21 protein-coding genes are annotated in these 20516 nt (G+C 60.3%); 8 read left to right on the top strand and 13 right to left on the bottom strand.

Going from position 1 to position 20516, the window contains the following annotated elements:
• Window positions 1-209 precede the first annotated feature (209 nt).
• Window positions 210-593, top strand: a complete 384-nt coding sequence (locus M1R55_RS31440) for an IS1 family transposase (protein WP_256566097.1) — start codon at window positions 210-212, stop codon at window positions 591-593.
• A gap of 49 nt (window positions 594-642) precedes the next feature.
• On the opposite strand, the gene tal is transcribed toward M1R55_RS31440, so the two are convergent.
• Window positions 643-1644: a transaldolase gene (gene tal, locus M1R55_RS31435; protein WP_249396874.1), complete on the bottom strand. Its 1002-nt coding sequence runs from the start codon at window positions 1642-1644 to the stop codon at window positions 643-645.
• 460 nt (window positions 1645-2104) lie between these two features.
• On the opposite strand from tal, the gene M1R55_RS32600 reads away from it, so the two are divergent.
• Window positions 2105-2398, top strand: coding sequence for a histidine kinase dimerization/phospho-acceptor domain-containing protein (locus tag M1R55_RS32600; protein WP_371827360.1), 294 nt, complete (start codon window positions 2105-2107; stop codon window positions 2396-2398).
• Here M1R55_RS32600 and M1R55_RS31425 read toward each other — a convergent pair.
• The gene (locus tag M1R55_RS31425; protein ID WP_249396872.1) at window positions 2395-2649 is read right to left on the bottom strand and encodes a DUF6582 domain-containing protein; all 255 of its coding nucleotides are present in this window, start codon (window positions 2647-2649) and stop codon (window positions 2395-2397) included. The genes M1R55_RS32600 and M1R55_RS31425 overlap by 4 nt on opposite strands.
• Window positions 2650-2676: 27 nt before the next feature.
• The gene (locus tag M1R55_RS31420) at window positions 2677-2859 is read right to left on the bottom strand and encodes a hypothetical protein (protein WP_249396871.1); all 183 of its coding nucleotides are present in this window, start codon (window positions 2857-2859) and stop codon (window positions 2677-2679) included.
• A gap of 779 nt (window positions 2860-3638) precedes the next feature.
• On the opposite strand from M1R55_RS31420, the gene M1R55_RS31415 reads away from it, so the two are divergent.
• Together M1R55_RS31415 and M1R55_RS31410 are read left to right on the top strand one after the other, a co-directional pair.
• Entirely contained in the window at window positions 3639-4541 is a 903-nt protein-coding gene (locus tag M1R55_RS31415) for an alpha/beta fold hydrolase (protein WP_249396870.1), read from the top strand.
• 28 nt (window positions 4542-4569) lie between these two features.
• Window positions 4570-4821, top strand: a complete 252-nt coding sequence (locus M1R55_RS31410; protein WP_249396869.1) for a hypothetical protein — start codon at window positions 4570-4572, stop codon at window positions 4819-4821.
• Between the two features lie 380 nt (window positions 4822-5201).
• Here M1R55_RS31410 and M1R55_RS31405 read toward each other — a convergent pair whose 3' ends face one another.
• Window positions 5202-5687: a hypothetical protein gene (locus M1R55_RS31405; protein WP_249396868.1), complete on the bottom strand. Its 486-nt coding sequence runs from the start codon at window positions 5685-5687 to the stop codon at window positions 5202-5204.
• A 321-nt stretch (window positions 5688-6008) separates the two neighbouring features.
• On the opposite strand from M1R55_RS31405, the gene M1R55_RS31400 reads away from it, so the two are divergent.
• Entirely contained in the window at window positions 6009-7205 is a 1197-nt protein-coding gene (locus M1R55_RS31400; RefSeq protein WP_249396867.1) for a transposase, read from the top strand.
• Window positions 7206-7764: 559 nt separating this feature from the next.
• Here the strand turns inward: M1R55_RS31400 and M1R55_RS31395 are convergent.
• The 9 genes from M1R55_RS31395 to M1R55_RS31355 form a co-directional block, all read right to left on the bottom strand.
• The gene (locus M1R55_RS31395; RefSeq protein WP_249396866.1) at window positions 7765-8343 is read right to left on the bottom strand and encodes a DUF4142 domain-containing protein; all 579 of its coding nucleotides are present in this window, start codon (window positions 8341-8343) and stop codon (window positions 7765-7767) included.
• A 105-nt stretch (window positions 8344-8448) separates the two neighbouring features.
• Window positions 8449-9585 (bottom strand): glutathione-independent formaldehyde dehydrogenase, encoded by a 1137-nt coding sequence (locus M1R55_RS31390; protein ID WP_249396865.1) that lies wholly within the window; start codon window positions 9583-9585, stop codon window positions 8449-8451.
• 249 nt (window positions 9586-9834) lie between these two features.
• Window positions 9835-11175: an IS4 family transposase gene (locus tag M1R55_RS31385; RefSeq protein ID WP_249396864.1), complete on the bottom strand. Its 1341-nt coding sequence runs from the start codon at window positions 11173-11175 to the stop codon at window positions 9835-9837.
• A 596-nt stretch (window positions 11176-11771) separates the two neighbouring features.
• Window positions 11772-12008 carry a hypothetical protein gene (locus M1R55_RS31380; protein ID WP_249396863.1) on the bottom strand — a complete coding sequence of 79 codons (237 nt, stop codon included), beginning with the start codon at window positions 12006-12008 and terminating at the stop codon, window positions 11772-11774.
• Window positions 12009-12205: 197 nt separating this feature from the next.
• Window positions 12206-12412 carry a hypothetical protein gene (locus M1R55_RS31375; protein ID WP_249396862.1) on the bottom strand — a complete coding sequence of 69 codons (207 nt, stop codon included), beginning with the start codon at window positions 12410-12412 and terminating at the stop codon, window positions 12206-12208.
• Window positions 12413-12715: 303 nt separating this feature from the next.
• Window positions 12716-13159, bottom strand: a complete 444-nt coding sequence (locus tag M1R55_RS31370; RefSeq protein WP_249396861.1) for a hypothetical protein — start codon at window positions 13157-13159, stop codon at window positions 12716-12718.
• Window positions 13156-13956 carry a hypothetical protein gene (locus M1R55_RS31365; protein ID WP_249396860.1) on the bottom strand — a complete coding sequence of 267 codons (801 nt, stop codon included), beginning with the start codon at window positions 13954-13956 and terminating at the stop codon, window positions 13156-13158. Before M1R55_RS31365 ends, M1R55_RS31370 begins: the two co-directional genes overlap by 4 nt.
• 1512 nt (window positions 13957-15468) lie before the next feature.
• Entirely contained in the window at window positions 15469-16095 is a 627-nt protein-coding gene (locus tag M1R55_RS31360; protein WP_249396859.1) for a hypothetical protein, read from the bottom strand.
• A 71-nt stretch (window positions 16096-16166) separates the two neighbouring features.
• Entirely contained in the window at window positions 16167-16313 is a 147-nt protein-coding gene (locus tag M1R55_RS31355; RefSeq protein ID WP_249396858.1) for a hypothetical protein, read from the bottom strand.
• A gap of 1229 nt (window positions 16314-17542) precedes the next feature.
• Between M1R55_RS31355 and M1R55_RS31350 the strand changes: the two genes are divergently transcribed.
• The 3 genes from M1R55_RS31350 to M1R55_RS31340 all read left to right on the top strand — a co-directional run bounded on the left by M1R55_RS31350 (window position 17543) and on the right by M1R55_RS31340 (window position 20191).
• On the top strand, window positions 17543-17746 hold the full coding sequence (locus M1R55_RS31350; RefSeq protein ID WP_249396857.1) for a hypothetical protein: 204 nt from the start codon (window positions 17543-17545) through the stop codon (window positions 17744-17746).
• Window positions 17747-18011: 265 nt separating this feature from the next.
• Window positions 18012-19682 (top strand): hypothetical protein, encoded by a 1671-nt coding sequence (locus M1R55_RS31345; protein ID WP_249396856.1) that lies wholly within the window; start codon window positions 18012-18014, stop codon window positions 19680-19682.
• Window positions 19679-20191, top strand: coding sequence for a hypothetical protein (locus tag M1R55_RS31340; protein ID WP_249396855.1), 513 nt, complete (start codon window positions 19679-19681; stop codon window positions 20189-20191). The genes M1R55_RS31345 and M1R55_RS31340 overlap by 4 nt, the downstream gene beginning before the upstream one ends.
• The last annotated feature ends 325 nt before the right edge of the window (window positions 20192-20516 follow it).

The following is a 20516-nucleotide window of genomic DNA, read 5'->3' as shown; positions in this document are numbered from 1 at the left end:
CTGAAGTGCGGTTTCGCCTGGAACTGTGACCTTGGTTGACCATTTGCTGTCCGAACGCTTGTCCCACCGAGGCATTTGCCGCGTCATCGGGATCAGTCGCAGCCGGTTCCGCCGCCATCTCCAGTCCCTGATCCAGACCGTGCCACACACCATTGAGTTTGAATCACCTGTCGCAAAAAAGTGTAAGCACTCCAGCACCAGCCCCGCTGGTGCTGGAGTGCGATGAGCTATGCACCTGTGTGGCGCAGCAGACAACGAACATCTGGACTTGGCTCGCCATGAACCGTGCCACCCGCCAGATCGTCGGCTGTTTCATCGGAAACCGAGCTGCCGCTGGAGCCTCCCTGCTGTGGCAGAGCCTCCCCACCCCGTATCTCGATGCCGTGTGTCATACCGACGGCCTCAGTGCCGACAAAGGCGTTGTTTTTGGTGCGCTGCACGTCATCGGCAGGACACAACAGATCGAACGGTTCAACGCCACCCTGCGGCTCCGTATCGCTCATTTGGTTCGCAAGAGCTTGTCCTTCAGCCGCAAACCAGAGCCTCTCGAACGCCTCGTCTGGATGTTCATTCATCGCGACAACGCCTCATGACGTTGAAGCCACGACCCAGGCTAGCGGTGGCGGGAGGGGGTGAGCTCGGTCACGGCGAGTCAGCCTGCCCCAGCCCGCTTAAGGCAACACCCTTCTCCTGACTGCTGACGGCAACCTCCTTGACCGTTATCCCCAGCAATTCGCGCAACTTCTGGGTGTCCTGGTGAAACTGGCGAATCCCTTCGTTCAGCTTTTCGCCGGCCATCGGGTTTTCTGCGAGGCTCCAACGGTAGTCCGCTTCGGTGATTTCGGGTTCGGTACGCTGGCCTTCGCTGGGCTGCAACTGGCGCTCCAGCACGCCTTCATCGGCAGCCAGTTCGCCCAACAGTTGCGGGCTGACGGTCAGGCGGTCACAGCCGGCCAGGGCTTCCACCTGAGCCACGCTGCGGAACGACGCGCCCATGACCACCGTCGCGTACCCCTGCTCCTTGAAGTGGCTGTAAATCTTGCGAACCGACTGCACGCCAGGGTCTTCATCAATAGGGTAATCCTGGATTCCGGTAGACTTTTTATACCAATCGGTGATGCGGCCCACGAAGGGTGAAATCAGGAAGACGCCGGCCTGAGCGCAGGCCACGGCCTGCTCCAGCCCAAAAATTAGGGTCAGGTTGCAGCGAATGCCTTCCTTTTCCAAGATCTGGGCGGCCTGAATGCCTTCCCAGGTGGCCGCCAGCTTGATCAGGATGCGGTCGCGGCCGACACCCTGGCCTTCATACAGCGCGATCAGGCGGCGGGCACGGCTCAGCATGGCGTCTGTATTGAACGACAGGCGGGCGTCTACCTCGGTACTGACGTCGCCGGGCACAATGCGGGTCAGCTCAGTGCCGATTCGCACGGTCAGCTTGTCAATGATGTCATCCAGACTCTCTTTTCCGGCGAGCCAGCGCCGCGCTTCAGCCAGCAGGCTCTCGTAGCCCACCAACTGGGCCGCCTTCAAAATGAGAGAGGGATTGGTGGTGCAGTCGCGGGGTTGATACAGCTTGATGGCCTCGATATCGCCTGTATCAGCCACAACAATAGACATGCCTTTCAGTTGGTCAAGCTTGTTCATAGAATCCGTCCTTGAAAAGGTGGCAATGTCCAAACAGAGTGAAGGCTTAACTTGTTGGCGTACGCTCTTTTCCATCCAGCAGCGTAAGACCTGCTACATGAACGCAGATCCGGTTTGAGCGCGGTCAAATTAATCCAGGTTCAGGTAAATCCTGTTGATCTCGGCTGAAGTTGACAACGGGAGACGGAGGGTTCTGACAAGTGAATCAGCGGCCGTCTGAAGTCCAGACGGCCACTTCAACTGTGTTTTGCCATGCCAAGTGGGCACGACGCTGGTTCAATCTTCGGAGCACAATGGTGCGGGGGTTCTTGAAGCCGAGTTGACTCCGCTCCTGTGGTCTGGTGGCCCAATAGGATTGTTCAATGAACTTATTACAATGAGCGGTTGGGGTGACTTGAATCTGCTCCACGCCCCGTGAGTGTAAGGCCGCCGTGAACGCACCGCACTCGCCAACGAGAATCTGGAAGCCTTCGCTTACAGCGTGTCACATGACCTGCACACCCGTGTGGCATCACATCGCGGGTTTCATTTCAACAGACTGTTGCATAGCACGCTGGGAGCGAACGTGGACTCCAAAGCGGCACGCTATTTGCAGGTGGTGGATGAAGCAGCCATCCGGATGAATACCTTGGTTGATGCGATGCTCGATCTGGCCCGCGTGTGGCGTCATCCTTTGCTGTTGGGCGTAGTGGATCTGGGGATCCTGGTCACGTCCGTGCGGGCGGAGCTTGAGCCGCTGAGTCTGACCGTCTAATGTTGCGCTGCTTGCTTCACCACATCGTCTTCACTCAGCTCAATTCCATGTTTCTGTGCAGCAGCCACGATCTGCCGGGCCGCCCGCTGTTTGGCCGCCGCATTCTCAAAATGGGTCTGCGAAAAACGGGCCGCCGCATTCTTCACGTGCGCCTCGTCATGAATCGGCAGATGACGTTCCCCTTGTTGATCGACGTAAGCGAAGTCGCGGTTGCCTAGCTCGTTACGTTTCTCGTCATTCAGTTCGGCCATGGCTCGTCTCCACACCGACTCTCAGGCTTATGAGCTGTCCGTCGTGTCGTTGTCTGCGTCTTTGTTCCGCGCCTCACCGTCATTCATTCCCAACGCATGCGTAAAAACCTGTCCGAGGCTGGGGGCCTCGCCCGTCTCCTGCTGCTCACTCGCCGGAGAGGGATGGAGCAGTCCACTCAGTAAGCCGCCCTGTTCCTGGGCCGGCTGCACGGGGGTATCCTCCACCTCTTCCACGGAACGCCCGAGCGGGCTCGTGTCTTTGGAGTTCTGAGTCATAGCTGATGGTGTCAGGTCTGCCGTTTCCTTCCATTAGGAAACCATTCCACTTTCTTGAGGCAGCGCTCAACCATGAGCCCACTCAATCCAGGTCAAGTCAAACCATGCAATTCGACTGCGACGGTGATTGAGGCCATGCCGTCCGACAGTAATTCGATGGGTAGAGAGCGGGTTCCCCAGTGCATTGGAACACCGAAGCACGCGAGCGAAGCGCTTGTGGAGGGGTCTCCGGCGTTGGGCTGAACTCGGTATGAGGATACGGAGCTCGCTCAACATCACCTCGGTCTTTTTGCCCCTGTGGATCCTGTAGAAGTGGGCTGTGCCGAGCAGGGCAAGGTTAAGTCGAAACTTCACCCTACCTTCTCCTGGATGGAGAGGGGAAGCGCCTCGCTTGCAAGCGGCTCCCCAGCCACTGCACCAAGGACACTTGTGGCCGTTGAAAGTCATTTGAGACAGCGACGAAGCGCTTTGTTTCCCTCTGGGGCACTGCTCTAGGATGAATCCCCGTCGTCGCTGCGGCACTTAAAGTCAGGAGACCCGGTTCAGGCTGAATTCTTGGATGAGAACCAGCTAATCGCTTCTCAGGCAATGGGTAAAGTCTTCGTGTTGCTTCCTTCTTTCCTGCCCGTGTCTGGCAACCCCTAGGGTAAACGACACCAGCCTTCAGGCCGTCACCAGTGGCCCGCTCCTCACCTGGAAGGCGAAGGAACCCTATGCGACGTTTCCCACTGCATCACGCTGCTCTGCTCTCTCTCTCCCTCTTGGCCACGTCTGCGCTTGCCGGAGGCAGCGAGGGCGCGGCCATGCAAGACGGCTTCCTCGACGTCAATGGGGCCCGCATCCACTACGTCAGTGTTGGAACCGGCACACCGATGCTGCTGCTGCACGGCTACCCGCTCTCCGGCGAATTGTTCGCTCGCAACCGGGCTCCCCTCGCCGCTGCGGGCTACCGGGTCATCACCATTGATCACCGGGGGTATGGCCAGAGCACCGCGCCCGCTGAAAACCCCGGCAGCCTGGAAACCTACGCCCAGGACGCCCTCGCGGTTATGGATCAACTCAACCTTTCCAAAGCCATCATCGGCGGCATGTCGATGGGTGGCCCCATCGCCTTTGAGATGTACCGCACCGCCCCACAACGCTTCCTGGGGCTGATCTTGATCGACACCATCGCCAACCCGGCCGGCATCGTGGAGCAAAATATCTGGAAGGGCATGGCCCAAAAAGCCGTGACCTTCGGCCCGCAGTCGTTGGCCCCCGAGCTGCTCAAGGACATGCTGACCGGCCAGACGCGGGCGGAGCGACCCGCAGACGCCGCTCTCCTGACGAACATCGTGAAGCAGGCCAGCGTCGCGGCGGACGTGGCCGGAGCCAATGTACTGGCCACCCGCCCAGACTCGCTGACGACCCTCAAGACCATCACCGTACCGACCCTGATCCTGGAGGGCCGGGAAGACACCGTGTATCCACCGGAGTTCAGCCTCAAAATGCAGCAGAACGTGCCAGGGAGCACGCTGGTGATCATCCCGGGGGCGGCACACGCGGCCATCTTTGAGAAGGCAAGTGCCGCGAACACCGCCATTATCAACTGGGCGAGGAACAGCGGGCTTCGCTAGAGCAGGAAGACTGGACGACTGGAGAGTCATGAGCGACGCCGAGTTGCTGTGCGCGCTGGCGCAATCGAATGAAGCCGCTCTGCGTGAACTGCACTGCCGCTATGCGCCACGGCTCTACACCTTGGCGTTCCAGATCCAGCACCCTCAGCCGGAACGGGGCGTGCAAGACGCCTGCTTGTTGGTGGCGAGGCACGCGGACTGTCATGCCCGCACAGCACTGGAAGCTCGGCTCTGGATCCTGGCCCTGGCGCACCAGAGCTTGCGGGCGACGGCTCAGTGAGGCGGAATCCAGGTTGGCCCAGCGAAGAGCAGGGTAACAAGGACGGAGAACCGTGACGCACCATGCAGCAACCTCGCAACCTGTTATCCACTGCATTGAATGAGGAACATGCGTTTGGGAGAAGGTCAAATCGGTGCCGGTGCATAGTATTGACGTCAAACGGATTCGACGCTCTGTTGAAGAAATCAAGGTGGCCTCTCCGGGCTGCCTTTCTTCGTTTGCCTAACGGGGGCCTAACTTGTCAAAGGGCCGCGGTTCGTCCAACTCGCTCAAAATTGCACTCCAGAGCCGTGTAGCAGAGGACGTTGACGCACCGGGTTAAGAGTCCGACAACCACGCCCCCAGCACGTCCTTCATCTCACGAAGATGTTCAGAGGAATTCAGTGCAGATTCTCGCTGGCCTGTGCGAGCTGATTCAGCGTTCCAAGTTGGTCGTACCGGTGACAGGCTTGAACTGCGTCGACTTGCGCGTAGCTCAACACCTCATCGCCCCGAAGTGGCACAGGCAGCAGCTCCAACAGCACCAAGAGTCGGGCACTGAGTTTGAAGGCCACCTTCAAGAGCACGGGATCCAGAGACGCGGTCAGACGACTGATCCAGACCACTTGCGCCACCTCGCTTAACGCGGCCTGAACCACTTCACAAGGGGGGGCAGTTCGGGCTCGCTTGCCCTCGGGGAAGAAAGCGTCCAAGTCCTGCTGAAGGCGCTCGAGCTGCGCTGATTGGGTGCTGAGAGCCTGTTGAAATTCTGGCGTTCTGACCACCTTCCGCATCACAATCAAAACCATTTGCAGGGAACGGAGCGTGGTAGGGAGGTCACACGCGGCGGGCGGCTCCGGGACAGGTAAAGAGGTGGGGAGGGTCATGGGGAGACGTCCTTAAGGTGAGTTCAGACGGGATGGAATTGCCCCGTCCGAACAGCATCCTCGGTGCGGTCTGCTGCTGCTTCAACTCCACACCAAGACCAGTTTGTCTGAATTGATGGTCTTCAGAGAATTTGATCAAGACTGCTTCATACAAAGGTGATGGTCTTTTGCACTTAGCGCGAAGTCCACCTGCAGCGACGCCAAGTTCGTTGTTCTACGGAATGAGCCGTGTTGCAACGCGGCTCCCATGGCCACCCAGCCGCCCTGATGGCCTGACACAATTTATGAGAAAGCGTCCCCGGTAGGGGACACTTTCTGTTTGTGAAGACCGAAAATGCCACCGGGGACGCCCCCCGACTGTACCAAGCGATCCTGCCCCACCTCCACCCCGCCCTGTGGAACGACGTCCGCAACGCCCGTACGCTGGCCTGGATGGTCAGCGGCTTGGTGCTGTCCCAGAGCGTTTCCATTCCCTCCTGGCTGCCGCACATCCACTCCCAGGCCACGGTCGCCCAGAGCACCGAACGTCGCTGCCGACGGTGGCTGGAGAATCCAGCCATCGCCCCTGGCAGTGTGTATGGCCCCCTGATTACCCGAGCCTTGCGGGATTGGGGCCCGCATTCCCTGACGCTGGCGCTGGACACCAGCATCCTGTTCGGACGCTTCTGTCTGATCCGGGTGGCCGTCCTCTACCGGGGACGCGCGGTACCGCTCGTCTCCCGCGTCCTAGAGCATGCCAGTGCTCAGGTCGGCACCGAACAACTCCTGCCTGTCCTCGCCGAGGTCAAAGGCCTGCTGGATTTTCTTGGGCTGCACGATGTTCGACTCCTGGCGGATCGGGGTTTTTGCGACACGGCCTTGATGGGCTGGCTCCGCGTCTGCGGATGGCACTTCCGCATCCGCATCAAATCGAGCCTGATTCTGGCCGCTCCAGACGGGCAACGGGTCTGCACCATCGGGGAAATCAAACTCGCAGCGCGCGAAACGCGCTGCTTCCACAACGTCACGATCACCGGACACCGATTTGGGCCGGTGCATGTGGCTCTGGGCCGTCCCACGGACGGCCCAGAGCAGTGGCAGGTGGTGAGCGATGAACCCACCAGTCGTGCAACGTTTGCTGAGTACGGCGAGCGCTTCCAAATAGAGGAAGGATTCTTGGATGATAAGAGTGGCCTCTTCGGTCTGGAGGACTCCAAACTGCGTGATGCCGCCAGCCTCGAACGCCTGATCCTGGTGATCTCTGTGGCCACGCTCCTGCTCGTCTCCGAAGGACTCCAGCTCGTGCAGCAGGGTGTGCGCAGAACCATTGATCCCCATTGGAACCGCGCCCTGAGCTATTTGAAACTTGGTTTACGCGGCGTCCACTTCGCGCTGAGCCGGGGGCAGGCAGTACTCAACCGCCTGACGCTCCAAGGAGGCGCCGATCCGGCGCCTCCCGGACGTCGCAAGAAATCGCATGTCAGTTCTGTGGACGCTTTAGAAGGCGGCTGGGTGCTCAGATTTCGCTCTCCCTCATAAATTGTGTCAGGCCGTCAGCCCAGCCGCCACAAACTGACGTCATACCGTAGGGAAGCCTGACTTCCACGATCTTCCGAAAGTCCGGTTGATGCCGCCTGAATTTGATTGCTGCTCAGAGGCCGCTGGCCGCTGCTGCCGTGCGTGATATTGCCATTGATCTCCTCACCAGAGGACACGCTTCCCTGAAGCCAACTGCTGGACTTGAACCAGCCGGACACCCACTGTCGTTCGCTCGCACGCCCGTTTTTGTGAAGGTGAACGCCCCCCTTCTCGTGTGGAACGGGCCGCAGTCTGCGCTTTCAAGGGTACAAGTCCACCTGAAGACGATGGCCAGCAGTTCAGGCAACTGCAGCCCCCAGTGAATAACACCTTAATACGTCATGAAGCTCTGACGATGGTTGTGTTGCCTTGATGAGTACCGTCCCTCTGCCGTGCCTCAGAACCTGGTCTGTCTCCGTGAGAGCGGCAAGATTCGGTTCGTCCCAGGGCAGGTCTCCTGACGCTCGTTGCGCTTCAGTGCCACCAGATGTGGTAACTGGGGAGGATTGCCAGACGCCGCTCAACTCTCCAGTTCGCGCAGGATGCGGGCCGTCAGCTCGACGTGCTCGGTGAACTGGTTGAGGGCCAGTGTGGCCAAGTGCCGCCCCTGCTGCTCGGGGAAGGTGGGCTCATTCGGCGTGGTATTGACCAGGTAAGCGGTCGCCAAGTCACGCAGAAAGACGTGGTTCTCGTACTGCGCCCTCATGTAGGCCCGGTCAAAGTCCAGTCCTGCCGCAGCCGTCTGAATCTGTGTCAGGGTGGCCCGCGCTTTGGCGTCTAGGGGCGGCACTGGGGTCTTGAGTTCCCTGAGCACGGTGGTCACGGCGATGGCCTCGCGCAGCTCGAAACGGGCGAACTCGCGGGCGTTTGCCTGGGTGGCCCGCTCCACGGCCAGCTGACTGACTGTCCTCGAGAGGGTGGCTGGTCCGATCACGCCCAGGCGGAAGTCTTTTTCCGTCATTCCAGCTTTCATCGCCATCCCGGCGCCTCCAGCTCTTGCGGGAGTGCCGACACTCAGCAGGCCCAGGCCAGCGGCGGTCAGGCGGCCCAGAACGGTACGGCGATCAGTGGTCTCGACAACAGATTCGGAGTTGGTCATGGTGTCCTTTGAAGCGTGTCCCGCAGATACAGGACGACGTGCGAGAGTGAGGACACAGCCTCGGCGGACGGCCGGATGACGAAGCATGGCGCACAGGCTAAGCGATCAGGCTGGTTTCAAAATTACTTTGGTCCAGCCGTCCTCTCGGTTGTCGAAGTGCTTGTAGGCGTCCGGTGCCTCGTGCAGGTGCAGGTGGTGCGAGACGATCCACGACGGCGTGGCGCGGCCCAGATGGATCAGGTCGCGCAGTTCGCGGTTGTAGCGCTTCACGCTGGCCTGCCCAGACCCCATCCGCAAACCTTTCTGGAAATACAGGCCCATATCGAAGGCGATCTGCCCCTCGCCGGCCATCTTGTTGGCGGGTTTGGGGTCTTTCGGCGCGAACACGCCCACTACCCCGATGGCCCCGGTGGGCCGTACGCTCTGCACCAACTTGTTCATGGTGTCGTTGGGCACTTCATGGCCCGCTGGGTCATGGCACTGGAAGCCGACGCACTCGCAGCCCTTGTCGGCACCCACACCCTTGGTATGTTGCATGACCATTTCCACCGGATCGTCTTTGCTGTCGTCAATGGCGATCGCCCCGATCTTCTCGGCCAGGCGCAGCCGGTCCTTGTGGCGGTCCACGATCATCACTTGTTTGGCCCCCTGAATCATGGCCGAGTACGCGGCCATCAGGCCCACCGGACCCGCACCGTAGATCACTACCGACTCGCCGGGCATCAATTCCGCAAGCCTGGTGGCGTGCCAGCCGGTCGGGAAGATATCGGACAGCATCACGTAATCGTCTTCCTTCTCCTGGGCGTCTTCTGGCAGGATCAAGCAGTTGAAGTCCGCAAAAGGCACACGCAGATACTCAGCCTGTCCGCCCGAGAACGGTCCGGCGTCGGCGTAGCCGTAGGCCCCGCCTGCCTGACCCGGCACCACGGTCAGGCAGGCGCCGGTATAGCCCTTCTCGCAATTCCGACAAAAACCGCAGGCAACATTGAACGGTACACACACCCGGTCGCCCATCTTCACACGCACCAGGGCGTTGCCTACCTCGACCACCTCACCCAGATTCTCGTGGCCGATGATGCGGCCCTTTTCTAGGCTGGTGCGGCCCTCGTACATGTGCAGGTCGCTGCCGCAGATGTTGGTGCTGGTGATGCGGATCAGGGCGTCGGTGGGGCGCTCAATCTTGGGATCCGGCATGTCTACTACCTGAACGTCACGTGGACCGTTGTAGACGACTGCTTTCATACTTGCCTCCTCGGGCTGGCAGCCGTGGAACCCTGCGTCTGCTCCTTGCTGCCTTGTCCCGGTGCCTGACAGTAGTTCACTCTGCCTGGCTTGCCCGGACACACCGATTCAGTGAAGTTAAAACCATCAGCCCTTCACGGGCCGTTGGGCGAGCATGAAGGCGGATCCAGCCAGGCCTCACTTCGCTGGCTTTTCTAGATCATTCCTGTGCGTTCAGGGTTTTGTCGCCTTAACTTCAATGCCAGTAAGTTAAGAGGGTAGCGTAGCACTGGCACGCACTTTTCTTGGGTAGCGGGTCATCTTGATTTTGACAGCCCGTGGGTACGAGCGAGGTCGTTTCGCCGGGAGCACCAGCAATGCGATGTCACCGGCAAGTTGCTCCAGATACTGCGGCAGACGACCAGCGGCCACCACCCACGCGCTGAGCCACAACGTCCGGATCAGCAGCAGGCTGGTTCGGTACGAAATTCGTAAGGGACTGACCTCCAGGAGCCCCGCCACTCGGGCCATTTCTAGGCGCACCAGGTTGTACACCACGGCCAACGCGAACAGTTCCTGCTGAATTCGGTCTGGGGTTTGAGAGCGCAATGCCTCCAAGCGTTCCAGGGTATGCGTGTGCAGTTCATCAAACCCCGTTTCGAGTTCCCAGCGCTGATGGTAGAGCTCAATGATCTCGGTCGCTGAGTAACGCTCGGCGTCCAGCATGGACGTCAGCAGCCACTGTGGTTTGAAGCCTGGGAGTTGATAGCAGATGACACGGATCTGCATGCTGCGGGGCAGCGTGGGGTCAGACCTGCGTGCAGGTCTGCGAAAGGGAACTTCAGCGATGACCTCATTCGGCCCTAAGACCTCCAGCACCGTCCACACCAGGTTGCTCCTGGCCCGGACAAGCCAGTGGCGCTCCTCCCCTCGCTTCTGGTGGCGGTAAAACCGCCCGTAGTCCATCAGCCCCCGGTCGACCATCAGCACACAGTGATCGGGAAGGTGCTCATCAAAGCTGCTGGAGAGCGAGGAGTCGCTCTCCGTATACGCGCCGACCTTCAGATCAAGCAGGAAGTGCGACCCAAGCGCCATCAGGCCAACAATTCGGGCTTGCGGATACGCACTTTCACGGTGTCCACCACTGGGAGGCAGACTGAAGTGCGCCCGGTTCTTATCGCTGTCCGGAACACGGAGGGTCATGCCGTCAATACCCAGTACCGCCAAACCACGCCAACGGTGGGTGTCAAGCTGCTCAGGTCCATGACGGGTCACAACGGCATCGAACAAGTGTTTGAGAGGGGCCGTACCCAGTCGGTCTCGCGCCTGCACCAGGGCCGCCGAACTGATGATGGTCTTCCCATTGAGATCAGGGAGAGCCAGATGCAGATGGTCACACACCGCCTGAATCGATCGGTCGCGCAGGAGCGCCATACCAAGCATCAGCCAGACGGCCCGTTCTGCAGGAAGCTTCCTGCGACGAACCGAAGCGGTTCCCGTCGCTTCAAGGGCTTGCGTCACCAACGCAGCGTCGAGGCTCGTGGCGAAGGTGCTGAGGTGATTAAGTGGCTGATCGCGGGCCGTGGTGAGCAGTGCGGTGCCAAGATTCATCCTTCATCTTGACACCTTCGACATGGCCCCTAAACCCCTTAACTTACTGGCATTGGCCTTAGGTCAACTGACATCTTTGTGTGTTGAGCCGAGCCGTGGGAAGCTTGGTTCGTCACTCCCACTCGAGCCGACAAGCCTGCTGACAGCTTTGACTTCCCAAGGTCGGGTTGCAAATTCTGGCCGGCTCGAGGCCCTTTCGATCAGGCGCAACAGGAGCTGAGGCCAAGAAGCCTGCACACAACATCTCGCCGAGCGAACCAGGCTGTGATGACCTTTCCCTTTTGAGGAGGTTTTTATAGTGGTACTCGGCATTGACGTGGGGAAGAGCGAACTGTACGCCTGTCTCCTGCGACCCGAACAGAAACCAGTCCGGCAGGTGGTGGCCAATACCCCCAAAGGCCACGCCTGTCTACAGGCGTGATTAGAAACGCAGGGCGTCATGTCCCAAGAGACCTGTGTGGTTGGGGTCACTTCAAGATCTGTGTGCCCGACTCCGCTGACGCCCAGATGGGGCCAGCCTTTAAAGCAAGGCACACGGAAGGATGCATCCGCTGGGGTCATCCGGCAGGTACTGGATTGAACACCAGAGGCCACAACTAAAAACCATAAGGAGGAGAGACGTTCACGTTGTCCTCAGTCACCCGGAAGAAGCGGAAGACACGGAAAGGAAAGAGCAAAACTGCGTTCAGAATGACGAACATCAAGGATACGACGGTGCCCGGCTGACGCTCCTGTGCCCGAAAGGTTGCCAGGCCGTCCCCTAGGACAACACTCAAGGTGTCCCACTGGGAGTGCACTTCATCCAGTTGGGCCAGCCACTCCTGCTCCCGCATCTCCTGCCACTGGGGTAAGCGCCGTGCCAGGAGACGAATCCACCGTTGGGCTTAATGACAGTGCTCTGCCTCTTGCTGTGAGCGTCAGCACGGTAAAACTGCAGGTGCAGGAGTTGCTGACCAAGGTGCAGGCTGCCGTCCAGGCGCGGCGTGAGTTCCGGTCAGAGTGGGTTGTTCTGGCGATCAGCTGAACAGGCTCAGCCTGGTTCGTTGACCTGCAGGAGGACGGCGTCTGCTCGTCGGTACAGACCACTGAGGTGTTTGCGGTCGCCCGTCCGGAGCCTGAACAGGGCAGCGAGGGGTTGACCGTCCGCGGGTTGCAGACGTTCAAGCTTGAGGCCTTCGATGGTGGCGAGGTCTGGAGGGTGGGTTTGGTGGGAGGTGGGGATGTTCCCTTTGGGCATGAAGGAACTTTTTCGCTGGCTCCAGCGCGGGCTCAGGCGGGCACACCGTCTCCCTCAGGTAACAGGAGGCCGAACGGAGGCTGGGGAGAGGGGGGCTGGCAATGGGTTACATTCTATGGTTACTCCTGAATATTAGAATGCCTAGCTAAGGGCCTACAGGTCGCCTTGGTGTCACCAAGTACCAAAATAGACACTGCTTCGGGTACTTGAACGGATAGTTCCTGGCCAATGAAGTTGGAACCCGCTCAAGCACCCCAGCTTAATCAACTGCTCTGCAAGCCCCAGGCCACTTTTACAGCGGCCTCACAGCGCCCCTGACTCCTCTTTGGCTGGCCCGTGCTGAATGGGAAACAAGGACTGGGCCGAGAGCAGGTCTGTCACTGGCTGAGCTGCCCGCTGCGGCACGGCACTGGCCTCCGGGGAAGGAAGAGGCGTTGCCAGTTCTTGAGGGGGCAACTGTTTGACCCGCGACCGCCCCCGCGCAGGCACCTCATCCTCGACATCCGCCTGGAACTGCACCACCCCCACTCGCCTGATCCCCCACGTCTTGCCCTGAATACTCATCCGCTCCTGCAACGCCAAGTGAGCCGCCCCCCGAGCGGCGTAGGTTTCCACCCCCGGCACCAAGCGTTGAATGTGCTGGGTCAACTCCAACACTTGACTGACCTCCACCCGCGTTACCCCGTGAGTGGGGTTCACGATCTCGAACACAATCCGGTCGGCTGCTTGCTGCTTTCGTTTCATCATTGAGCCACCTCCACAGTGGTGCCTTCAGAGTGAGGCGGCTGGGGGTGACGCGGGTCAAGTCCCCTCTCAACACCCCCAGGGGAGACCCCTTCCTGCAAGTCCGACAGGAGAGCCATCCGGGGGGTTCGGTAGGGCACATACGGCTGGTAGGGCCACACTGGGTAAGGCCGCTGAGGGTGGGTGGACTGCCAGAGCCGGGTGCTCTGTCGAGCTAGGGCAATCACATCGCGACGCACCCCTCCTAGCCCCGGATATCGCCCGAGATGGGCGGCCAGTTTCAGCACCTGGGTGTGGGCCACTTCGGGACGCAGTTGGTACTTGGCCTGCCGCCTCATCCCCCCAGGTGTCAAGACCTTGTTCCAACCTCCCCGGCCCGTGATCAAGCGGGTGAGCTGCACCCCGTACCGCTCGCGCACCTGTCGGCTCAGCCGCCAAGAGATTTGGCCCTTCTCCAGCTGGGTCAACTCGTAGTTCCGCCAGGTCAACGGAGTAGTCGGGTCGAGGGCTTGAGACCACATTTCTCGGGTGCCCAGGGGCACCTGATTGCTGAACAAGAACAGGGTGATGGTCTGCCCGTTCGGCGGCATGACCACCAGTTGGATCACCGGCAGATTGACCTTCCTTAAGGCGGTGCGGGTGGTGTGCGTTTGAGTGATGCTGGGGTAGCGCTTGATCTGCCGTTCCACAATGGCAACAGCCTTATCGACAGGCACTTCCAGTTGCACGACATAGGGGGACTTGTGGACCAGTCGGATGACAGCTTGCAGCCCACTGGTAACGGTCGAGTGATAGCGCATGCCTCAGGGTGAGACGGCTGGGGGTGACGCGGGCAACATGGGGTCAAGAGGATGCCGAAGTGAGTGGGACAGGTTCTAGAAAAACAGCGTTGAATTCAGCTAATTTCAGCATATATAAAGGATGTTCCAATTCCGGGGGTAAGGCATGGGTTCCCCTTGAGCCCCGCGCCCGCCCCGATCACACTGACAGGCATGGTGTGGTCCTCGCCGGACAACCAATGGGGTGGCTCGCCCCCACCCTGCTCTGACGTCGCTGCATGCCGGGGGACAATCCTGGCTGGTGCGGTGGCAACGGGCGCTACCAGGTGCAACTCCTGGTCTCGACCCAATCCAAAACAAACAGACGTTGGGCGACACGGGAACGGGCGCACAGTGATGTGTCAACCCCTGCCGATCAAAAAGAACAGAGGGGGGTGCTGGCAACGGTACAACCTTCACCCCACAGGTGGGCGTCAGCAGGCTAGCGATGGTCTGAGCCGCAACGGAACGAGGCCCGGTGATGACGGGCACGGGAAGGGTGCGGTGGTACTGCACGGGGCAACCTGGGCAGATCGGCGGATAGCTCAAGCCTGTCAAGCGATCCCTCGAGGATTGTTTGGGGTGCGTGACCTCACAAGGGTCAGCGGTGTACGTGCCGGGAATCTGGGAGACCTCCCAGAGCCCGCGAGAGCGGTGGACAACAGCGTGAGGGTAAACCGGGGTTTCGGAACATCTACTCGGCTAAAGGTCACCCCTAGGGTGACTGACTGCACAGCGAATCACGTCTTGTATGCGCGGCGAACGGCACCATCCGGGAGAGACACCCCGGCGCAGTCAGATCGGAGAACGTGGGAAGGTCTCGGCACACATCACACCAGGCAACTGGGGCGAGCCGAGATTGGGAGCGGCCATGAGTAGGTTCACGCGGTGCGAGCAGGGGTGGCCCTGCAAGAGCCGTCGACAGGTGGAAACACCTGGCCGAAAACGGCCATCAGAGACAGGCAGACTCACGAGTTTGCTGGGACGTCCGGCGAGGACACGGGGTTGGCATGCCCCCACACCACGGTCGCACGGGTTGGCCCCCACGCGACCAGCACGCTCCCTGGGATGGCTCCCGGTCAACGTGTGGTCAATCATGTTGCGTCACGCGGCGAGTGATCGCGCGCGTTCGGCTTGTGCAGGTCAGCCGCTCAGCTGCTTGCCTCCACCCTTTTTCTTGCGTCCCCACAGACGCCCTCATTTTTCAGGGGCAACCCTGAGCTTTACTGCTCGCCTTCTGGGCGAACCTTTCTCCTTCACGTCTGGTTAGATTTGGACGTGCTCCTGTCTCTGTAAGCAACGATGGAAGCTTCCGCGCTTCTCGTAGCCTCCAGACCGCTCCGGCGGAACCACCCCCGATTGACGTCATGTCTCGGGGGTGACTTTTGTTGCTGGTCAGCAAGCACGGCTGGGGGTGACGGGGCAAGCGTGTTTCTTCACCCATACGGCAAAACTGAAGCTGGACGCTGAGATGGGATGCATGAGTCGGGGTTGTCAAGGCTCGTGGGGGGTGGAAGAGAGGGGGGCAGTGAGCGCGGTCGGTGTTTCAGCAGGCGAAGTCACTTCTGTGGCGCGGTCTTTAGAACGTTTGATTGCGCGTCCGTACCCGCGTTTAGGTTTCCAGTTCGCCCAGCGTTCCGGCACCGGGGCGTGAACAGCCTCAATGGTTTCGGCCAATAGCATCACCCTTCCTCCTGCGTGCAAGACGCGACCTGTGATGGATACTGCGAACGTCGAGGGATCGAAAGCCAGGACGGCCCCGGTGGCCTGCAAAGTGATGCGGAAGGGGGGCACGCTGCTCATACTCGGGTAGACCTGTATTTGCACTGTGCCAGAGGTTCCATCAATGCGGATCAGGTGACCAACCACCCGCAGCTGTACAGCGTTGCTCCCCCGCGCCTTCCGGACTCGGTTAGCTTGCGTCTGCAAGCTGATGAGGCAGCCGTCCGGCGTAGTTTGGGGATAGGCGATCACCGTGACGCGGTGGGTGGGCACGTCGGTCACTGGGTGCGTCGTGCGCACCAGCAGGCCACCTACCAGGAGGCCACGCTCGTGTTTGCGGGGCCATCCAGTCAGGGTCAGGGTAGCGGCATGGGGCAGGGGAACGGGGGATCGGGTCACTTCAAAGTTCCTTCAGCACAGCGGCAGGAGGGCGCAGATCAACTCAGGACAGCAAACATGGTGCTGCCCTCCTAGACTTCGTATTCGCCGCGCCAGTGTTCGGCTTGGTTGGAGTTGGTGATGGTGGCCTGAACGCTCGTGACGTCCGTGACCGGAGTGTAGCGAAAAGTGCCGCTGGACAGGAATATGCCACCTTCGAGTTGCAATGACTTTTGCACCCTTCGGATGTAGACCGAGTGCAAAAGTACCCATGACGTCTTGTACCTGAGCCGCCTTAGACCAGAAAAAATACAGGGGTTTTACCCGGATGAAACTGCAGGTAATTACCGCTGTGTATTCCTGTGCCTCAGGCCTCCAGACTGCCTCGGTGGAACCACCCCCGATTGACGTTATGTCTCGGGGGTGACCTTTGTTACTGGTCAGCAGGCACGGCTGGGGGTGACGCGGCATCTTGCAGCTGGAGGATAGGCCGTAAACGTTGTCCTCAAACGACTTGCCGCACTTGACAAGATGTGCCACCCCAGCTGGGGTGGAGGGGAGATGAGTCGAGCCTGCTCAGGCAGGCCAATCTCACCACCCAACGGCTCGCCGCTCAGGCTGGATGCTCAAACCAGAGTTGGCTTCACCAAGAGGGGCTATCTGACAACCTTCAAAACCAAGTACACAGGTGAGAGATCCTGATCCGGCACACGTCAGTCGAGCAACCCGCCGGACGTAAAAGTGCAAAGTCAAGTCACAGCGCCTAGCCGAAATGGGTGTACACCCATCACGCGACTTCTGCCTCTCCAAACTCATGCTGGCCCTGATCACTCTGGCCGTTACCCCACGAGTCATGACGCCGTCCCCCCACTTGACAACCGTCTTACTGATCAATTCAGCCAAATTTGACCCAGAGATTCTGGGGGCATGAACGAGACGAAAAGCCTGTCCTAGAAGGCATCTTCTCCCCCAGCACTTGGTGGTCACCCCGATCCTGGTTGGGGTGACCACCCCGAGCAACGTCACCCTCAACGGTGTGACGCTTGGGCTTCTGTCTCCCTTTGCATACCCCTTGGTCGTTGAGGTGGTCACCCCAATTGGACTGATGATCCACCGCCCCGACCACCCCGACGATCGGACGAGGTCGGCCCGCGTCACCCCCAGCCCCCTCACTCTCAAAGACATGACATCTCCGCCCACACCCTCTACCTCGCTTACTTGGGTTCTCACGGGAAACACCCTGCCGAACCAGAGCCTCTCCTTCCTTGATGACCCTCAGCACCTAGGCCAAGTGGCCCGCGTCACCCCCAGCGGCTTCACCTTGAGAGGGTGAACACTCTTCAGCCTCCACCCTCCCGCTTCCCTGTTTGCAGCCACGCGCTGGCCCTCTCTTTGAGCCGCTTGATATCTCAAGTCGCCTGCATCACCCCCAGCGCCATGCATCCGCCCGCTCAAAGACCCGACCACGGTGCAGCAAGAACCATTCGCGGCCTACCTGTGCGCCCGGCTCCCAAATCCCAAGGGCGAGAAAGATCTTCCCATCAGGGCGCTGACGCAATACGCCAACGAAGTTCTGAACCGCCCCGTGTTGCATTGGCGCGGTCTCACCCTCGACAAGCTCCGGCAGGTCATGACTGCCGCCATTCGCGAGTACCCCTGGAGTACGCAATGAACCTGCAGAGTCAGCCCTCACGAAGGGAAATTTGCATTACACTGGACGGACACCCGGTCATGGCCGAGCACTCCATGAACGGGTTCACCCCCCGAGCGGCCTGCAAGCCGTTGTTCTCAGAGGGTGTCCGTATCCAAAACTCGAATTGTTTGCGAACTCGCCAGTTCGCAGGCCTTCGCCTAACCACACTTTACGCGGGTGTGGGCTTCCGGTCAACGTACCGGAGTGGAATCGTAGGATTCTGTGAGCGCGTCGGAGTTGTACCGTGAGCATTCGCCGCCGCAAAAAGACCAAGTGCTTCACCCAAATCGACAATGCAGCGCTTCGAAATCCGAAGCTCAGCCTGAAGGCCAAAGGTTTGCTTGCCGTGATGATGAGCTGTCCCGAAGAGTGGCAGTTCTACATGGACTGGCTGCAGTCGCAGTCGATGGATGGACGGGAATCCCACCAAACAGCCATGAAGGAGCTTGAGGCTCACGGCTACGTGTTGCGCGAGAAAGTTCAGGGCAAGGGCGGCAAATTCTCAGGCTGGGAGTATGTCGTGGACGACGAGCCGTTCACTGACTTCCTCAGTGCGGATTCACCGACGAACGGGAAAGCCGTCAGTCGGTTGCTCACCGACGAACGGGAAAACCGACTGACGGCTCAACCGACTGACGGGAAACCCGCAGCTATAAAGAGTGATTTTAAAAAGAGAGACTTAAAGAAAAAAAGAGGAGTATTAGACGTTACTGGTGACGCGCAGGGCAGTTCGCCGAGTGCGCCGGTGGCCGAACCAAGTCCCGCACAACACTCCTCAAATGACGCTGCGCTTCAAACCCCAACCCATGAAGCGGGACCAGTCATTTCCTCACCGGCTGAACTGCCTGTGCTCCAAATGATCAGGACGCCGGTGGCCGAACCAAGCCCAGCGCAACACTCCTCAATGGACGCTGCGCTTCAAATCCCAACCCATGAAGCCGAGCCAATCACTCCCCCCGTGACTGACCTGCCCTTGCCTCAGGTGCCCAGCTCGCCCACCGGAATGCTCGAACAGCCTGCGCCTAGCGGCGTGGCCGCTGAAGCGGCCGGGGATGATTTAACCATCACGGATGAAGATGCCGAGTTCTTGTTCGCATCGGGAACGTCAACCGAAGCTCTTGAAACTGTTCCGGGCGGCGGCGCGGGCGAGGCGGTGGCGGAGGCCCCGCACGGCGCCGCACTGCCCGCTCTGGCGCTCACGGTGGCCGGGCTGTTCCCCATTCCCCCCACCGACCTCGCCTCGCGCCCCGTCGCGGGTCCTGAGAGCGAAAAGGCCTTGCGCGAAGCTCTGGGCAAGCAGTTTTCGACTTACGCTGCGGAGAAGACCCGCACCGGCAACCTCAGCCGCGACGAACTCTGGAGCAAACTCACCGTCGAAGAAATCCGGCGCGTTATGTTGACAGCCCGCCTCGAAGCGTCCACCTCCAAGGACAACATGATCACGCTGGTCGTGCGCGGCCTTGACCGCCTGATCGGCGCGGTCAAACCCCCCAAGGTTGTCGTCCCTGCCGCCGATGGAAAAGTGCTGGGGCCGGTCGACCTTTCGCACCTGGATCCGCACCTGCCCGAAGGTGCGCGTTGCAGCGTGGGCAGCAAGCTGGGGGTGGTGAAGAGCGTACGGCAGAACGGGTACATCATCGAACTGGACGGCGGCGACATGATGACCCTTGATCGTTTCGTGGCCGGGCACCTGACCAGTCTCAAGCCCAGTACGGAGCCGGTGGTGGCCGCACAGACCTCCAGCGATGATGTCGTTGTGCTCGCCAAAGTCGGGTCGGTGTACCGTGATCTCTCGACCGGGGCCGAGGTAGAAGTCAAGGCGGTACAGGGAGCCAACCGCTTGCTCAACACTGGGCACACCATCCCCTGTTACCAGCTGGTCAATGCCGCCCGCTTCGAGCGTGTCGGCACATGAAACCGCCCGTGCTGAGTACCTTTCAGCTGAAAGAGCGGGGGTGGACGGATGCCATGATCCGCGACCTCCTTGGCCCGCATGACCGTGAGCGCAGAAGCGAGTTGCGCGTGGGCAGACGGGACCGGCTCGCCGACGACAAGGTGAAGCTCTACCTGGAAGACCGGGTAGTGCAGGTCGAGACGACCGAGGCCTTCGCCGTGGCTCAAGACCGTGCGCGGATGCGGCAGGACTCGGCAGCTAAGGCGGCGGAGACCCGGCATGCCAACCAGCTCGCGCAGTTGGCCCGCTATGACGCCCTCCCGATGCCGGTGCTCCAGCGACACTCAAATGGGGACACGATGACCAGCCAACAGCTCTGGGAGCACCACCTCACCGAGTTGTACGAGTGGCAAATGAATCACGATCATCTGCTCAGTGGCCTGCCGACCGCCCTGCGTCGCGAGGCTGAAAACCAGGCCTATAAACGGCACCGCGAGGCTGTGGACGCCCTGTACGGCGAGCGGCCATGAGCCTCAACACACAGCAGCTGCTCGACCTGGCGCAGAAAGCGCTTGAGACGGGCAAGCCCAAAATGCGCCTGTCGCAGGAGACCCGTACAGGTGATGTGGTAGGAGGCACCATGCGCTGGCCGGGCAACCGTAAGGGGACGATTTTGCGCGTGCAGGACGGCCGTACCTCAATCGAGTGGGATCCACAAACAGTCATCAGTTACGCCCAGATTACGCTGCGCGGCGAGAAGATCAAGGCGGCCCGCGCGGCCCGCGTCAAGCACCAATGGGATTCCCTCCCAAAGGGGACGTCTCCCCGCTGGGTAAGACTAGGGGCAAATCTGCC

The organism is Deinococcus sp. QL22, from assembly GCF_023370075.1.
Classification (GTDB): domain Bacteria; phylum Deinococcota; class Deinococci; order Deinococcales; family Deinococcaceae; genus Deinococcus.
The sequence above is the reverse complement of the archived record's forward strand: the minus strand, read 5'-3'. Positions and strand labels throughout refer to the sequence as shown.

Coding starts and splice junctions, on each gene's coding strand:
- tal (WP_249396874.1), bottom strand. CDS start 1,644: ATGAACAAGCTTGACCAACTGAAAGGCATGTCTATTGTTGTGGCTGAT.
- M1R55_RS31425 (WP_249396872.1), bottom strand. CDS start 2,649: ATGGCCGAACTGAATGACGAGAAACGTAACGAGCTAGGCAACCGCGAC.
- M1R55_RS31415 (WP_249396870.1), top strand. CDS start 3,639: ATGCGACGTTTCCCACTGCATCACGCTGCTCTGCTCTCTCTCTCCCTC.
- M1R55_RS31410 (WP_249396869.1), top strand. CDS start 4,570: ATGAGCGACGCCGAGTTGCTGTGCGCGCTGGCGCAATCGAATGAAGCC.
- M1R55_RS31405 (WP_249396868.1), bottom strand. CDS start 5,687: ATGACCCTCCCCACCTCTTTACCTGTCCCGGAGCCGCCCGCCGCGTGT.
- M1R55_RS31395 (WP_249396866.1), bottom strand. CDS start 8,343: ATGACCAACTCCGAATCTGTTGTCGAGACCACTGATCGCCGTACCGTT.
- M1R55_RS31390 (WP_249396865.1), bottom strand. CDS start 9,585: ATGAAAGCAGTCGTCTACAACGGTCCACGTGACGTTCAGGTAGTAGAC.
- M1R55_RS31385 (WP_249396864.1), bottom strand. CDS start 11,175: ATGAATCTTGGCACCGCACTGCTCACCACGGCCCGCGATCAGCCACTT.
- M1R55_RS31380 (WP_249396863.1), bottom strand. CDS start 12,008: ATGCGGGAGCAGGAGTGGCTGGCCCAACTGGATGAAGTGCACTCCCAG.
- M1R55_RS31375 (WP_249396862.1), bottom strand. CDS start 12,412: ATGCCCAAAGGGAACATCCCCACCTCCCACCAAACCCACCCTCCAGAC.
- M1R55_RS31370 (WP_249396861.1), bottom strand. CDS start 13,159: ATGATGAAACGAAAGCAGCAAGCAGCCGACCGGATTGTGTTCGAGATC.
- M1R55_RS31365 (WP_249396860.1), bottom strand. CDS start 13,956: ATGCGCTATCACTCGACCGTTACCAGTGGGCTGCAAGCTGTCATCCGA.
- M1R55_RS31340 (WP_249396855.1), top strand. CDS start 19,679: ATGAAACCGCCCGTGCTGAGTACCTTTCAGCTGAAAGAGCGGGGGTGG.